Source organism: Pseudomonas sp. FP2338, from assembly GCF_030687515.1.
Classification (GTDB): Bacteria; Pseudomonadota; Gammaproteobacteria; order Pseudomonadales; family Pseudomonadaceae; genus Aquipseudomonas; species Aquipseudomonas salomonii.
Genome location: NZ_CP117436.1, coordinates 2,585,196 through 2,599,869, shown reverse-complemented (window position 1 = coordinate 2,599,869; position 14,674 = coordinate 2,585,196). Strand labels below are relative to the sequence as shown.

18 protein-coding genes and 1 pseudogene are annotated in these 14,674 nt (G+C 61.1%); 7 read left to right on the top strand and 12 right to left on the bottom strand.

The features are described 5' to 3' along the window. Positions 1-6 precede the first annotated feature (6 nt). The 4 genes from imuA to PSH96_RS11980 form a co-directional block, all read right to left on the bottom strand. Positions 7-621 (bottom strand): translesion DNA synthesis-associated protein ImuA, encoded by a 615-nt coding sequence (gene imuA / locus PSH96_RS11995; protein WP_305459441.1) that lies wholly within the window; start codon positions 619-621, stop codon positions 7-9. Then, positions 621-1,238, bottom strand: coding sequence for a transcriptional repressor LexA (gene lexA, locus PSH96_RS11990; protein WP_058422526.1), 618 nt, complete (start codon positions 1,236-1,238; stop codon positions 621-623). Before lexA ends, imuA begins: the two co-directional genes overlap by 1 nt. A gap of 1,018 nt (positions 1,239-2,256) precedes the next feature. Further along, positions 2,257-2,844 (bottom strand): NUDIX domain-containing protein, encoded by a 588-nt coding sequence (locus PSH96_RS11985; RefSeq protein WP_305460051.1) that lies wholly within the window; start codon positions 2,842-2,844, stop codon positions 2,257-2,259. Positions 2,845-2,955: 111 nt separating this feature from the next. Further along, a complete protein-coding gene (locus PSH96_RS11980) occupies positions 2,956-3,825 on the bottom strand; it encodes an SDR family NAD(P)-dependent oxidoreductase (protein ID WP_305459440.1) in 870 nt (289 codons plus the stop codon). Positions 3,826-3,987: 162 nt separating this feature from the next. Here PSH96_RS11980 and PSH96_RS11975 point away from each other — a divergent pair, with 162 nt between their 5' ends. Beyond that, complete coding sequence (locus tag PSH96_RS11975; protein ID WP_305459439.1) at positions 3,988-4,914, top strand: alpha/beta hydrolase; 927 nt, start codon at positions 3,988-3,990, stop codon at positions 4,912-4,914. A 192-nt stretch (positions 4,915-5,106) separates the two neighbouring features. Here PSH96_RS11975 and PSH96_RS11970 read toward each other — a convergent pair whose 3' ends face one another. Beyond that, a complete protein-coding gene (locus PSH96_RS11970; RefSeq protein ID WP_305459438.1) occupies positions 5,107-6,267 on the bottom strand; it encodes an alpha-hydroxy acid oxidase in 1,161 nt (386 codons plus the stop codon). Positions 6,268-6,388: 121 nt separating this feature from the next. On the opposite strand from PSH96_RS11970, the gene PSH96_RS11965 reads away from it, so the two are divergent. Further along, a complete protein-coding gene (locus PSH96_RS11965) occupies positions 6,389-7,174 on the top strand; it encodes a DeoR/GlpR family DNA-binding transcription regulator (RefSeq protein WP_056859560.1) in 786 nt (261 codons plus the stop codon). Here the strand turns inward: PSH96_RS11965 and PSH96_RS11960 are convergent. From PSH96_RS11960 to PSH96_RS11950, 3 genes are read right to left on the bottom strand one after another with little or no spacing between them, the layout of a single operon-like run. Continuing rightward, a complete protein-coding gene (locus PSH96_RS11960; RefSeq protein ID WP_305459437.1) occupies positions 7,139-7,867 on the bottom strand; it encodes a DUF72 domain-containing protein in 729 nt (242 codons plus the stop codon). The two genes, PSH96_RS11965 and PSH96_RS11960, sit on opposite strands and share 36 nt — an antisense overlap. Further along, positions 7,864-8,295 (bottom strand): DNA methylase, encoded by a 432-nt coding sequence (locus PSH96_RS11955; protein ID WP_305459436.1) that lies wholly within the window; start codon positions 8,293-8,295, stop codon positions 7,864-7,866. Before PSH96_RS11955 ends, PSH96_RS11960 begins: the two co-directional genes overlap by 4 nt. 2 nt (positions 8,296-8,297) lie before the next feature. Next, the gene (locus PSH96_RS11950; RefSeq protein ID WP_305459435.1) at positions 8,298-8,522 is read right to left on the bottom strand and encodes a hypothetical protein; all 225 of its coding nucleotides are present in this window, start codon (positions 8,520-8,522) and stop codon (positions 8,298-8,300) included. A gap of 213 nt (positions 8,523-8,735) precedes the next feature. Here PSH96_RS11950 and PSH96_RS11945 point away from each other — a divergent pair, with 213 nt between their 5' ends. Continuing rightward, positions 8,736-9,296, top strand: coding sequence for a type 1 glutamine amidotransferase domain-containing protein (locus PSH96_RS11945; RefSeq protein WP_056859556.1), 561 nt, complete (start codon positions 8,736-8,738; stop codon positions 9,294-9,296). A gap of 78 nt (positions 9,297-9,374) precedes the next feature. On the opposite strand, the gene PSH96_RS11940 is transcribed toward PSH96_RS11945, so the two are convergent. Continuing rightward, the gene (locus PSH96_RS11940; protein WP_138815709.1) at positions 9,375-9,578 is read right to left on the bottom strand and encodes a hypothetical protein; all 204 of its coding nucleotides are present in this window, start codon (positions 9,576-9,578) and stop codon (positions 9,375-9,377) included. Between the two features lie 201 nt (positions 9,579-9,779). Between PSH96_RS11940 and PSH96_RS11935 the strand changes: the two genes are divergently transcribed. Further along, positions 9,780-10,034, top strand: coding sequence for a hypothetical protein (locus PSH96_RS11935; RefSeq protein ID WP_305459434.1), 255 nt, complete (start codon positions 9,780-9,782; stop codon positions 10,032-10,034). Positions 10,035-10,116: 82 nt separating this feature from the next. Here PSH96_RS11935 and PSH96_RS11930 read toward each other — a convergent pair. The 3 genes and pseudogenes from PSH96_RS11930 to PSH96_RS11920 form a co-directional block, all read right to left on the bottom strand. Next, positions 10,117-10,317, bottom strand: a pseudogene (locus PSH96_RS11930) (cytochrome b); the annotation flags it as partial. A gap of 138 nt (positions 10,318-10,455) precedes the next feature. Then, positions 10,456-10,998 carry a putative natural product biosynthesis protein gene (locus PSH96_RS11925; protein ID WP_305459433.1) on the bottom strand — a complete coding sequence of 181 codons (543 nt, stop codon included), beginning with the start codon at positions 10,996-10,998 and terminating at the stop codon, positions 10,456-10,458. 62 nt (positions 10,999-11,060) lie between these two features. Then, entirely contained in the window at positions 11,061-11,444 is a 384-nt protein-coding gene (locus tag PSH96_RS11920; RefSeq protein ID WP_305459432.1) for a DUF2946 domain-containing protein, read from the bottom strand. Between the two features lie 180 nt (positions 11,445-11,624). Here PSH96_RS11920 and PSH96_RS11915 point away from each other — a divergent pair, with 180 nt between their 5' ends. The 3 genes from PSH96_RS11915 (at position 11,625) to PSH96_RS11905 (ending at position 14,649) form a co-directional block, all read left to right on the top strand. Next, positions 11,625-12,233 carry an SCO family protein gene (locus PSH96_RS11915; protein WP_017134494.1) on the top strand — a complete coding sequence of 203 codons (609 nt, stop codon included), beginning with the start codon at positions 11,625-11,627 and terminating at the stop codon, positions 12,231-12,233. Next, positions 12,233-12,709, top strand: coding sequence for a copper chaperone PCu(A)C (locus PSH96_RS11910; protein WP_305459431.1), 477 nt, complete (start codon positions 12,233-12,235; stop codon positions 12,707-12,709). Before PSH96_RS11915 ends, PSH96_RS11910 begins: the two co-directional genes overlap by 1 nt. 314 nt (positions 12,710-13,023) lie before the next feature. Then, complete coding sequence (locus PSH96_RS11905; RefSeq protein WP_305460049.1) at positions 13,024-14,649, top strand: argininosuccinate lyase; 1,626 nt, start codon at positions 13,024-13,026, stop codon at positions 14,647-14,649. The last annotated feature ends 25 nt before the right edge of the window (positions 14,650-14,674 follow it).

The following is a 14,674-nucleotide window of genomic DNA, read 5'->3' as shown; positions in this document are numbered from 1 at the left end:
GCAACCTCAGTGCCCCGCCAGTGCAATCGGCGCCGGGTGGGCCAAACCGCCCCGGCACTTGAGCACTCGCACTTGCGCAGGTTTTGCCTCGACGGCCAGGCGCAAAGCGGCGGGCGATGAATTGACCGCCTCGCTCAAAGCGCGCCAGGCAAACGCCAGGGTCTGGCCGGTCTCGGCCGCCACCTGCAAGCGCCGCAAGGCACGGTCATCGGCCTTGCGCGGCCAGCACAACACCGCGCCGCAACTGCCGGAACGCAGGCACTGCTCCACCGCCCACAACACGTCATGCGCCTCGGCCTGGATTACCGAAAGCTGACGCAGATCCACCCCGGCATTCTGCCAGGCGTGGGGGTACGGCGTGTAAGGCGGCGCCACCAGCACAATGCGCTCGCCCGCCGTTGATAAGCGTGCCAGGGTGGGCAACACCAATTGCAACTCGCCAACGCCCTCCTTCGCCATCAGGATTTCACTCAGCGCCGATTCCGGCCAACCGCCCGAGGGCAACACCGCGTCCAGCGCCGCCAGCCCAGTGGGGTGCACGCTGGCGGGTGGCGCGGCGGGCCGGCCTTTCCAGACGCGGCCGCCATTGAACAGCGTGTCCAGAGCAACGACGGCGCCCATCAACCTTGCCTCACCAGGCCGCAGAACACCCCTTCGATGGCCAGGTCCTGATCCGGCCCGACCACAATCGGTTGATACGCGGGGTTGCGCGGCAGCAGGCGCACCTGCTCGCCGTGGCGCTCAAAGCGTTTGATGGTGACTTCGCCGTCCAGGCGCGCCACCACAATCTGCCCGTTCAAGGCTTCGACGCTGCGGCGTACGCCCACTAGGTCACCGTCGAGGATGCCGTCTTCGATCATCGAATCGCCCTGCACACGCAGCAGGTAATCCGGGGTTTTGGCGAAAGTGGCAGGGTCCAGTTGCAGACGGTTGTGCACTTCGGCATCGGCGCCGATGGGCAGACCGGCGGCGACACGGCCGAGTACCGGCACGTCCAGCCACTCAGGGCGCGCCGGCTGGTTGAGCAGCCGGATGCCACGGGCCTGGTTGGGGTTGACCTCGATAAAGCCGGCTTCGGTCAAGGCCACCACATGTTTGCGTGCGACGCTGCGCGAGGCAAAACCGAACGCCTCAGCGATCTCGGCGAGGCTTGGGGGCTGACCTTGTTGCGCGATGCGGTCGCGGATAAAGGTCAGGATGGCGGTACGGCGGGGGGTCAGGGTTGTCATGGAGTACATTTGTACTCTTGTGGGAAATTTCTGACAATAGCCGGTAGTCGGGATGGGGTTGGGGTTGCGGTTGTCGCGGGGTTGCTGAGTACATATCCGTTGCTGCGGTAACGGCTGCTATTGGTTCCGCTCTTACAGCGGGTCACTTTTGCAAGGACGCAAAAGTAACCAAAAAGTCCTCGCCCCAACACTCGGTGCCTCGCTGTGGCTCGGCATGCCCGCAATCCGACAGGGATTTGGGGGGCCGCCGCCACGCGCCATCCATGGCGCGGGGCGGCTAAACCGGCATCCCTGCCGGTTTACCCCCCAAATCCCTGTCGAATTCCGGCCATCGTGTTTGACGGGGCGATTTCAGATCAAGATCAAGATCAAAAGCGCAGATCAAAAGACCGCTGACTTCGTCATCGAAAAGGATGTAAGGGCCAGAGCAACAGCAACAGCAACAGCAACAGCAACAGCAACAGCAACAGCAGAGCCATACTCGGTCAAAGGTGGGAGCTGGCTTGCCTGCGATAGCATCAACTCGGTTTACCTGACACACCGAGGTGTCTGCATCGCAGGCAAGCCAGCTCCCACAGAAAAGCAGCTCTTCAGTGCATGCAAATCTGCAGTCGACCTCATATTCAAAACTGTATGGGGTCAACTGTGGGAGCGCGTTGCATCAGGTAGATAAGCTTTTGCTTTGCACTTGATCTGGCTTTTGCTTCAACCACTCAGGTCGGCTTTCAGGCCGCCGTGCTGTAGATCTTGATCTTGATCTGAGGCGCCCCGTTAACCACGATGGCCGAACGCAGGCTTGAATCCGTGGGTAACCCGGCAGGACGCCGGGTTAGCCGCGCTGGGCCAAGGATGGCCCATCGCGGCGGCCCACGGATTCAAGCCGGAGTGAGGGCACACCGAGCATTAGCGAGGTGCCGAGTGGTGGGGCACAGACCTTTTGGTTACTTTTGGGGCGTTTGCCAAAAGTGACCCGCCGTAAGGGCGGAACCCTAAGTAGCCGTTACCGCAGCAACGGATATGTACTCAATCACCAACCCTCTTTAAGCATCCGCAATTCCAGATGCTGCAACAGCATAATGGTCTTGCCATCAACAATCTCCCCACTGCGCACCATCGCCAGCGCCTGCTCAAACCCCAGCTCCAGCACTTCGATGTCCTCACCCTCTTCTTCCAGCCCGCCCCCCGTACCAATCTGATCCGCCTGCGTATACTCACCGATAAAAAAGTGAATCCGCTCAGTCACCGACCCCGGACTCATAAACGCCGCATAGATTTTTTCCACATGCCCCACGCGATACCCGGTCTCTTCCTCAGCCTCCAGGCGAATACGTTCTTCAGGGCTGGCATTGTCCAGCAACCCGGCAGCCGTTTCGATCAAGTAGCCGGGGTAATCGTTGACAAACGTAGGCATGCGAAACTGCCGGATCAACAGCACCGTGCGCTGCCAACGGTTGTACAACAAAATGGTCGCGCCATTGCCCCGGTCATACACCTCACGGGTCTGGGCCTGCCAGCTGCCATCCTGGCGACGCAGGTCGAAGCTGTACTTTTTCAAGTTGTACCAGCTGTCTGAAAGGGTTTCTTCAGCGGTGATGCGAATAGGGCTGTTGTCCATGGTCGGGCCTTTGCTCATAGAAGCCGGGAGCATGTCGCGCCAGCAATGTCAGCGTCAAGCGGCCCGCTTACGGCACATTCGCCCCCCAAGAACGCAGGGACGCAACCGGGTTCAACGGGGCACGCCGGCCTGAGCCAGCGGCTGCTTGATGCGCGACCACGCGGCGGCGACCTCTTGCGCATTGGCCGCCTTGATGCGTGCGAGATTGCGCGGGTACTCCACTCCGGGGTTTTCCGTAAAACGCGTGGCGGTAAATTGACCATTGCTGGCGCGCAGGATATAGCCGGTGTCCTGGCACTGCTCAGAGGCCAGGAACACTACGCCCGGCGTCACCCACTCAGGCTTGAGTTCATCCGGTTCGTCGGTCACGCCCCACATGCGCGTCTTGGCCACCGGCGAGATCGCGTTGACTTTGATGCCTGCCTCGGCGCCTTCATGGCTCAGTGCGTTCATGATGCCCAATTGCGCCATCTTGCCGGCGCTGTAGGCCACCAGCCCGGTTTGCTCGTATTGCACGTACATGGCGCGGTCAGAGGTGGTCAGGATGATGCGCGGCGCCGCCGAGCGCAGCAGGTGTGGCCAGGCGTGCTTGCACAGCCAGAGCGGCGCGTAGAGGTTGATGTCCATGGCGCGCTGGAGGAACGCGGCGTCGAGGTCGGCGATGTTCTGGTAACCGACCCAACCAGCGTTATGGATCAGGATATCGAGCTGGCCGTAAGCCTCGAGGGTGAAGCTGATCAGTTGTCGGCAGCCCTCGTCCGTAGACAGGTCGCCGCCATGCCCGAGTACCGCCAGCCCTTCGGCCTGCAAAGCTGCGGCCGCCGCGTGCACCACCGACGCATCGGTGCCGGCGCCCAGCTTGTCGGCGCCGATATCACTGATCACCACGCGCGCGCCGCCTTGGGCGAGCGCCCGTGCATAACTGAGACCCAGCCCGCGCGCGCCGCCGGTGATAATTGCCGTTTTGCCGGTGAAATCCATGTCTGTGCTCTCCTGTTCGGCCGCCCACCCTAACAACCCGAGCAGGGGTTGTTCAAGGCTGCAACACTTTGCAAGCAATCCCCGTCTACGGCCGTCGAATTAATGCCTGCCTGCCCACGCCATCTGGTAAAACGCCTGCTTCACCTTTGTCCTGGAACCTTCATGTCCGCACGTTTTCTGTCCCGCATGGGCCTGCGCTGGTTTCCCCTGCTGTGCATGGCCATCCTGATTGTCGGCCTGCCGGTGGGGTGCGCCGTGCTGCAACACAAGGAGCGCGAACTGGTGTTTCGCATCGAGCCGGGCACCGCCGGCTGGTACACCGGCCTGCCCAAGGCGGTGCAGGAATTCGATATCAAGCCGGCCAGTTTCAAATCGGGGCAGAACCTGCACGGTTGGTGGTACCCGGCCGACCACAAGGATGCGCCGGCCATCCTCTACCTGCACGGCGTGCGCTGGAACCTCACCGGGCAGTTGCTTCGCATTGAACAGCTGCACGCGCTGGGCTTCTCGGTGCTGGCCATCGACTATCGCGGGTTTGGCCAGAGCCACGGTGATTTGCCGTCGGAAACCAGTGTGTATGAGGACGCGCGCATTGCCTGGGAACGTTTCCAGGTATTGCAGCCTGACCCCGCCAAACGCCTGCTCTATGGGCATTCGCTGGGCGGCGCCGTGGCCATCGACCTCGCCGCTGAGCTGAGCAGGCAAACGCCTGTGCCGGTGCGCGGGCTGGTGATCGAGTCCACCTTTACTTCCCTGGGGGATGCGGCCACCGCCGTGGCCAATACCTCGTTGCCGGTGCGTTGGCTGCTGTCGCAGAAATTCGATTCCATCGACAAGATTGCCGATGTGCACATGCCGTTGCTGGTGGTGCACGGCCTGGCCGACCAGTACGTGCCACCGCGTTTCAGCCAGCAGTTGTTTGAAGCCGCCCAGGAACCCAAGCGGTTGTTGCTCGTACCCGGCGCCACCCATAACAACAGCATGAGCCTGGCGGGTCGCAGTTATGGCCAGGCATTGGAAAAACTGCTGCAGGCGAAGAAGCCAGCAACCATCGCCACGCACTCCACAGGTCGAGACGGCGAGTCGTAACCGCACTTTTCGGCACTGGGTTCGCGCTTGGCTGTCAAGCGCCAACCCTGCCCATACTGGCCCAAAACCAATTCTGATCAAATATTAACCGAAGGTTAAATCGCCAACCCTGCCGGGCCTTCGCAAAGTTATCCACAGAGATACCCACGGTTTTCGTGGACAACTCTTTTTACTTTTTTACGATTTTTTTGCTCAGCAAACCCCTGTGGGAAAGCTACCCGGCAGCAAAATCTCGCGATTCACATCGCGTATATCGTTATAGCCACACAGTGCCATCGACACATCCAACTCGCGGGCGATGATGTCAAGGGCCTTGGTCACACCGACTTCACCCAGCGCGCCCAACCCATACAAATGCGCGCGGCCGATCATGGTGCCTTTGGCGCCGAGTGCCATGGCCTTGAGCACGTCCTGGCCGGAGCGAATGCCGCCATCGAGCCACACTTCAATTTTTTCGCCAACCGCGGCCACAATCGCTGGCAATTGGCTGATGCTCGACGGTGCGCCATCGAGCTGGCGGCCACCGTGGTTGCTCACCACCAGCGCATCCGCACCGCAATTGGCGGCCAGCCGCGCGTCTTCCACATCCAGGATGCCCTTGATAATCAGCTTGCCGCCCCAGCATTGCTTGATCCATTCCACATCGTCCCAGCTCAGGCGCGGGTCGAATTGCTGGCCGATCCAGGATGACAGCGAAGTGATATCGGCCACACCTTTGACATGCCCGACGATATTGCCGAAGCCATGGCGCTTGGTGCCGAGCATGCCTGCTACCCAACGCGGCTTGGTCAGCATGTTGAGGATATTCGGCACGGTCAGCTTGGGCGGCGCCGACAAGCCGTTGATCAAGTCCTTGTGGCGCTGGCCAAGAATCTGCAAATCCAGGGTCAGCACCAGCGCGTCCACACCGGCAGCCTTGGCGCGCTCGATCAACTGCTGCATAAACGCGCGATCACGCATCACATACAACTGGAACCAGAACGGTTTGCCAACGTGGGCGGCAATGTCTTCCAGCGAACAAATGCTCATGGTCGACAAGGTATAACGCAGGCCGAACGCGGCGGCGGCGCGGGCGGTGAGGATCTCGCCGTCGGCATGCTGCATGCCCGCCAGCCCGGTGGGCGCCAGGGCCACGGGCATGGCCATGTCCTGGCCGATCATAGTGGCGCGGATTGAACGCTCATCGATATTGCGCGCCACCCGTTGGCGAAACTGGATGCGGGCGAAATCGCTTTGATTGGCGCGGTAGGTGCTTTCAGTCCAGGAGCCGGAGTCGGCGTAATCGTAGAACATCCGTGGGACACGTTTTTGCGCGAGCCTGCGTAAATCTTCGATGGTTGTGATCAACGGCATCTAGGTCACCTCTCCCTGAACTGAGCCTGGAGAGTAACCGCCCATCGGCTTGGCAGCCAGCCATTGCGTTTGCAGTGGCGGGCGACTAATCTCGCACAAAACCGCAAAAAGACGCATAAACATGCATAACACCCATCAAGCCATTGACCTGCCCTCGTTGCGCAAACAGAAGATTTTGCTGCTGCTGGAACGTGACGGCAAAGTCACCGCATCCGAATTGGTCGAACACTTTGCCGTGTCCCAGGACACCATCCGCCGCGACCTCGGCGAACTTGCCGCCGCCGGCCTGCTGCAACGCGTGCACGGTGGCGCCCTGCCCAGGCCCAAAGACACCGGCAAAGACTTTTTCACCCGCGTCGGCGAAACCAACGAGATCAAGCGTCACCTTGCCCGACTGGCCGCCGACCGGGTGCAGGACGGCCAGATCGTGCTGTTCGATTCCGGCTCGACCACGCTGCAGATTGCCCAGTCTTTGCCGCGTTCGATCCGCCTGACCGTCGTCACTCCATCGCCGATGATCGCCATCGCCTTGGCCGATCATCCCGAGGTCAAGGTGATTCTCGCCGGCGGCCAACTCAACCCCGCCACCTTGTCCACCAGCGGCCAGGAAGCCGTGCGCCTGATCCAGAGCATCAAGGCCGATTTGCTGTTTACCGGCGTATGCGCGCTGCACCCGCAAGTGGGCATCAGCTCGCTGCATTTCGATGAAGTGGCGGTCAAGCAAGCCTTGCTCGACAGCGCCTCCCACGTGGTGGCCGTGACCCTGGCGGACAAGCTCGGCGCAGTGGAGCCCTTTGTGGTGGCGCCGTGTAACCGCATTCATACGCTGATTACCGAGTGGCATGTGCCCAATGTCGAGGCGTATGAGCAGCTAGGGTTGGAAGTGCTGCGGGTAGAGGTCGAGTAGCAACAAGCCATCGGTCACGGCGTGGCCGCTGGCGGTGTTGTCGAAGATGCACCAGGCGGGCATGCCTGATTCGGCACATTGAAGCAGCTGTTCCGCCAGCGCCTGCAACCGTTGCGGGCCATAGGCGCTGTGGTAGATACGCGGCGAGCCATGCAGGCGCCAGTACTGCACGCCCTGCCAACCTGCGCCGGCATCGAGCACCGCTGGGTCGGCGGTTACGCGGCCTATCTGCAGGTCCACCAGCAAAGCCTGCGCCTCAAGCCAACTGGCGTGCCGTGGTTCAAGCACCACCGCACCAGCAAACCGCTGGCGCAATGCGCTGAAAAAAGCCAACGCCACGCTGGGTTCATAACGCAGCGAAGGCGGCAATTGAATCAGCAGGCAACCGAGTTTTTCACCCAGGTGCAAGCACTGCTCAAGGAACTCGTCCAGGGCCGTCTCGCAGTGCTGCAAGCGCAGTTCATGGGTGATGACCTTGGGCGCCTTGACCGAAAACCGAAACGCCGGCGGCACCGACTGCGCCCAGCGCTTGTAGGTGTTGGGCTGGTGCGGCCGGTAAAAGGAGCTGTTGATTTCCACCGCGTTGAAACGCGATGCGTAGCGCTGTAAATGCGTGCCCTCGCCCGTAAAGTCCGGCCAGTGCGCGCGCGGCAAACTCCAGCCGGCACAGCCCACGTAGAGCGGCGCTATCAAAACAGGACCTTGGCCGCGTCACGCATGAAAATTTCAACGGTCTTGGGGCCCACGCCGTCGAATTCGGCCAGGCGCTTTTCGAATGCCTGGCGGTCAGGGCTGGCGCTGCGGATATGGCTGATCTTGCCCGCGTACTCGGCATTCAACTTGGCACTGAGGTCGAGCAGACGCTGCGCCGTGCTTTCGTCGTAACGCACGTAATGGGCACGCCCGAGCATCGAAACCAGTTCACGCGACGTGCAATGTTGCAACTTGCGTGCAGTGTCGCGGCCCTCCTCCTCCACGATCACCTTATAAGCCTGCGCGGCGATGGGCGCCTGAATACGCTTGCCCATCAGGAAGCTGGCGATAAACCATTTGAACAGGCTGGCGTCATCGTCGGGCGCCAGTTCAATCCCCAGTTCAGCCGCCGTGATCGACCGGGCCATGCTCAGTGGCCCAGCTTGCGCTCGGCCTTGGCGGCCTGCTCGTTGATGGCGTCAGTCTGGCGTTCGATGTCCTTGATCGAGGTGGGCGTGAGCACCTTGTCCACGGTTTTGGTCTTCGGGTTGGGCTGTTCCAGCGTCTGCCCCTTGGCAGGTTGTTGACGGCCTTTCTGGGCGTCTTCAGAGCTGATGGGTTCCGGGGTTTTGTCGACAGTCTTGGGGTCGGTCATGGTCAATCTCCTGGCTATTGAACGCCCGCAAAAAGCAGCAGGCACCTATGCAGCAGAGGCCGGCGCTTTTCGATAGTTCAGGATTTTTGCAGGCCGGGCTTTCTCGAAAACCACCCACGAAAAAAGTCCAAATTAATTTAAACCTTTGCCGCCCACGCTCGATCCACTCTCCCACACAGCATGATTAATCCATCCAGCAGGAGAGACTCGACCATGAGCTCACAACTCAACGGCAAGAACATCCTCATCATCACCTCCAACACCGGCATCGAGCGCGACGAGCTGCTCAAGCCTCTGCAAGCACTGCGTGGCTATGGCGCGACGGTGACACACGGTTCCAGCGAAGGCGGCACCGTGCAGACATTCGTCGGCGACACCGAGAAGGACCAGACCGTGGAATCCGAGGTCAAGCTGTCGCAGGTGGTGAGCAGCAACTTCGACGCGCTGGTGATTCCCGGTGGAACCGTGAATGCCGACACCCTGCGCCAGGACGCGGCTGCGCTGAAGCTGATCAACGACTTCGTCAAGGCGGGCAAAACCGTCGCCGCCATCTGCCACGGGCCATGGACGCTGATCGATGCCGGCGTAATCAAGGGCAAGACGCTCACCGCGTACAAGAGCGTGCGCATCGACCTGGAAAACGCCGGCGCTGCAGGCGTGGTGGATGCCCAGGTCAAGGAGTGCAAGGCCAACGGCTGGACCTTGATCACCTCGCGCACACCGGATGACTTGCCGGCATTCAACGAGGCGATTGCCAAGGCGGTCGCAGGTTAACGGGCAGGCTTAAATGCAAACAGGCGCCCGTGGGCGCCTGTTTGCTGTGTGGCTTGTGTTCAGTGTTTACGGTGCTATTTATTTATGGTGCTGGGCCATCTCACGTTTTGGCCCGAACATGGCCCAGGCAATCAGCCCGAACAGCGGCACAAAAATCAGAATGATCAACCACAACCCCTTGGTCTCCCAGCCGCCGGTGCTGCGCAACACGATGTTGATCGCCCACAGCTCCAACACCAACAAAATCACCGCCAGCACGATCCAGATATAGTCTATTTGCATGCATCACCTCCTGAGGTCGTATGCATTAGGTCAAGGGATCGGCGTGAGGGTTCATTAAAATTATCGGTACGTGGCCTTTCGTCGTGGCGGCGAAAAAAATCCAAACTTTGCCACATCCCCTGCACTCCCAATTAACGCCTCCCTTGAGATTCACAGGAAGGGACGCTTTTGACAGGTGAAGCATGGAAAAGGATTCTCGTGATGAAGACCGGTATTTCCTGCAAGATCGTGTTAGTCATTTGCCTGACCGGATGGTTGGCAACCCCCGCCTACGCAGCCTTTGGCGATGCCATACCCGGCTCGGCCCTGCCTCCGGGCACCTACCCCAGCACCCCGTCGGACAGCAACAAAAAAGCTCAAACGCCGCCGAAGGAAAAGACCTCCTCCAGCGGCTCGTCAACTCAGCAGCAAGGCGGGAAGAAAACCCAGAAAAAAGCCCCCAAAAAAGCCCGTTGATCCAGCGCCATAACCGGCGGGCGCCTCCCGTCATGCGTCGCAACACCTGTGGGTTACCGCACAGGTAATGCACGATCATCATGCCGATATGCCCCACAATCAACGCCAGCATTGTCCAGCCCAGCAAGCTATGAAAGTTAAGCCCCAGGTCAATCATCCACTGGATTTTTTCGCCCTCGAACCCCGCCATTATCGGCATGCCAAACGCCGAAAACTCACGACCGGAGCCGTACTGGCGTACCAGCCCGATAAAGGGGACCAGGAACATCAGCGCATACAGCACAGCATGCCCGACAGCTGCCGCACGGTTCACGCTCGGTGGGCGGTTGTGCCGGTTCAGCAGGTTCCAGCCGGCTCGCACACCACAGTGATGGTGATCGTCCCTGGAGCCGCAGTGTCACGCCATGGATTCGCCAGAACCTCAAGGTACCGGCAACCAGCCACTGAAACCGTTTTTGGCCAGCGGGCACCAGGCAAAGTCGCCTGCCGGGTCCGGCAGTACCTGATGCTCAACGCCCGTCAAGGCGTCGCCCTTCCAGTCGAACACCCTTGCATTTCGCCAGGCCAGGACCACGCCTTGGGCCTGGCTTTCATCGGCACTGATCCAACGTGCCGCCGCGGCCGCCATAAAGGCCTCTATCGGTTCCTCATCGATGCGCGCCCGATACGAAGACGCCAACAGCCAGCGGCACACATTCAGGTGGTAGGTCCAATCCTGGGCGACCTGGTTGCGATAGGCCCAGGTCATGAAGCTGCGAAACAGGTTCAGGCCCTCTGGCGGGTCGAGCTTGAGCAGCGCCGGGCAGATATCGAACAAGGTGTGCCAATACGGCAGCAGGCGTGCATCCAGGTGCACAAAGCAGCGCGAGTTGCTGGGGTATTCAGGGCGCAAGGGGTCGGCGTGCAAACGCCGGGATGCCTTGCTGACCAGGCGGCTGGCGCCTGCTGGCAATGGTGGGTTCATGAAACGCACTCACAGTCGTGACGATAGAACGCCTCCTGATCACAGGAAGCCCAAGGCACACGTCAGAAAGTGGGGGAAGCGCGAGGGTTGGCCGACGGCCACGAATAGCGGGGTGGGGCTTTGTTGCGCCGGTCATGGGCCGGGCGTGGGGTTGACCCAAGGCCGAGCAGCCAGGCCAGGCCGATCATGAACACGATGGCCACGGTCACGGCCGCGCACACCGGGCAGGCAAAGTAGTTCGAGATGTTGCTGGAGGCCGTATTTCCCAACCCTTTGTCGGAAAGCGGCGCCTGGCTGCCGTCCACCGAACAGAACGCCCCGCCGATACCATTGAGCTGCAGGCCCATCATCTGCCCATGCCCCAAACCGCAGACGAACAGGTTCATCAGCACGCAGAAGTACAGGGCCCAGGCGATCAGTGAACGGTCGGGGTGGCTCAATTTCATGGCGGCGACTCTACCACCGAAGCCGCAAAAGGATGAAGCGCCACGCGCCCCTGTGGCAGAACGTCGCAGATTACGTGGGCTGGCCGGGGTTGGTAGACTGTGCGCCCGCATCATTACTCCTTTTCAAAGCCTGAACTGTCGATCCAGAGCAATGCAGGCGTTTCACAGGATGCACAGTTGATGAGTACGTTATTCACCCGCCGCAAAGTGCTGACCGGTATGGGCCTGCTGGGCCTGGGCAGCCTGCTGGGCGGCTGTGACTACAGCCCCAAGCTGAACTTCAAGTACGGCAAGGACCTCAGTGACAAGATCATGGGCCGCACCTTCAAGCTCAAGAATACCGACGGCGAAACCGTCACCCTGAGCTCGTACCGTGGCCTGATGCCGGTGGTGTTCTTCGGCTTCACCCAATGCCCGGCCGTGTGCCCCACCACCCTCGCCCGCGCCGCCCAGGCCAAGAAGCTGATGGGCCGCGATGGCAAGATCATGCAGGTGGTGTTTATCACCCTCGACCCCGAGCGCGACACTCCCGAATTGCTCGACCGCTACGTCAAGGCCTTCGACCCCAGCTTCGAAGCGCTGTACGGCACCCCGGAAGAAATCGCCGTGGCCGCCAAGGAGTTCGGCATCTTTTATGAAAAGATCCCGGCCGGAGACACCTACACCCTGTCTCACACCTCCACCAGTTTCGTGTTCGATACCCGTGGCAACCTGCGCCTGGGCCTGTCGGCATCCCTTACCGCTAAAGAGTGCGCAGAAGACCTGCTCACCGTCATGGAGGTCTGCTAATGACTGCCGTTCAAACCCTCAAGCGCCTGACATTCGGCCTCACCCTGCTGGGCCTCGCGGCGCACGCCAGCGCTCAGGTACAGGTCAGCGACGCGTGGGTACGCGCAACCGTGGCGGGCCAGACCTCCAGCGGCGCGTTCATGACCGTCACCGCCGACAGCGACAGCAAACTGCTCAGCGTGGCTTCGCCTGTGGCCAAGGACGTGCAGATTCATGAGATGAGCATGAAGGACGACGTCATGCGCATGGGCCCGGTGGATTCGGTGGCCCTGCCTGCCGGCAAAGCGATCAAGCTCGACCCGGAGGGCTACCACGTGATGCTCATGGGTCTCACCGGCCAGATCAAGCAAGGCGACGTGGTGCTGCTGACCCTGACCGTGGAAAACGCCAAGGGCGAGAAGCAGACGATTGAAGTAAAAGCCCCGGCCCGCGCGCTGACCGACATGGGTGACATGGACCACAGCAAAATGCACTGAGAACCGCTGATGAATGTGGGAGCTGGCTTGTCGAATCGTCGCACCGCTGCGATGGCATCAACTCGGTGCGCCTGATGTACCGAGGTGTCCGCATCGCAGCGGTGCGACGATTCGACAAGCCAGCTCCCACAGAAAAGCAGTTCGCGGCGCACACAAATGTGCTTTTGATCTTAATCTGGCAAGCGCTATCAGCCATATCCAAAACCTCTGCCATCAACACTTTCTATATATTTTCAATCTACCCGCACACCCGCTAGCCTGATTGCGCCGCAACGACGGCCCATAATGCCAACAATAAATCAGGTGCCCCCGTGATCAACACATCTCCCCAACGTGCGGTGAAAAGCCTGCTTTCCCTCGCCGTGACCTTCGCCCTGTGCAACAGCCTCAGCGCCTATGCCGCCAACACCGGCGAGCTGCCCTGCACCACCACCGAACAATGCGCGGCCCAGGCGGCCAAGGTCGGCGCCACGCCCGACAGCTCGCAAACCGAGCACAAAGCCAAGGGCGACCCCACCCAGACCCAGTTCGCCTGGCTCAACCGCATCAACAAAGCCTCGATCGTGATGCTCACCGAAGCAGGCATCGTCGAACCCGAGATGGGTCAGAAGATCGCCGGCGGTGTGCGCTACGCCATCGCCCAGGCCGACCAGCCCGGCGGCACGCGCCCCAGTGATGTGCTGCAACTGGAAAAAATCATGACCGACAAGATCGGTCCCGAAGCCTCATTGATCCACTCCGGCCGCAGCCGCCAGGACATGCTCGCCACCTACCGCCTGGCCGCCCTGCGCAGCCAGGTGCTGGCCTACAGCGAAGCGCTCAACGCCACGCGCCAGCGCTTGCTGAACATTGCCGATAAAAACGTCGACACCCTGGTGCCCGCCTACACCAACGGCGTGCAGGCCATGCCCATCAGCTATGCGCATTACCTGCTGGCGTTTGAAGCCGCTTTCGACCGCGACGGCCAGCGCATCCGCGAGCTGTACACGCGCTTGAACCAGAGCCCGATGGGCACCGCCGTGCTGGCGAACTCGGCGTACCCGCTGAACCGCGAGCGTCTGGCTGAGCTGCTGGGCTTTGATGGCGTGCGCGAGAACTCGCTGGATTCCAGCCAGGTCTCGACCTATGACATTCCCATCGAAGCGGCCAATATGGCGTCTTCGTCCGCCATCCGTGTGGGCGCGATGATTGGCGATATCCACACCCAGTACCATCAAATCCGCCCCTGGCTGTTGCTCGATGAGGAAGCCACCTACACCAGCAGCGCCATGCCGCAAAAGCGCAACCCGGGCTTGCTGATGCGGGCGCGTGAGAGTGCCTCGGACGTGGTGGGGCTGGCCCAGGCCGTGACCTTGCGCGCGCATAACGTCACCACCGGCATGACCGACTACAAGTTCGCCTTCGACTCGCTGGGCGTGTTCCGCTCGACCCAGGAAATGTTCCACAGCCTCGACGCGGTGCTCGACGCGCTGCAGATCAACCCGCAGCGCGCGCTCGAAGAACTGGAGTCGGAATGGACCACCTCGATGGAACTGGCCGACACGCTGGAGCGCCAGTACAAAGTGCCGTTCCGCATCGGCCACAGCTTTGCCTCGCTGATCGTCACCCAAGCGCGCAGCAACGGCACCACGCCGAAGACCTTCGCCTATGCCGACGCGCAGAAGCTGTATAGCCAGGCGGCGGACAAGTACAAATGGACGCCCAACACCCTGCCGCTCGATGAAGCGGGCTTTCGCGCGGCGCTGTCGCCCACCAACATGGTCCAGACCCGCAAAGGCACCGGCGGCCCGCAGCCGCAAGAGGTCAAGCGCATGCTGGTGGAGGCGCGCAAGACGCTGCAGGCTGATCAGCAGTGGCTCAAGGAGCGGCGTGAAAAGCTCAAAGGCGCCGAAACCCATCTCGACCAGGCCTTCGATAAGCTGGCCGACAGCAAACGCTGAACGGATTGTGGTGGTCGCAGGCTTT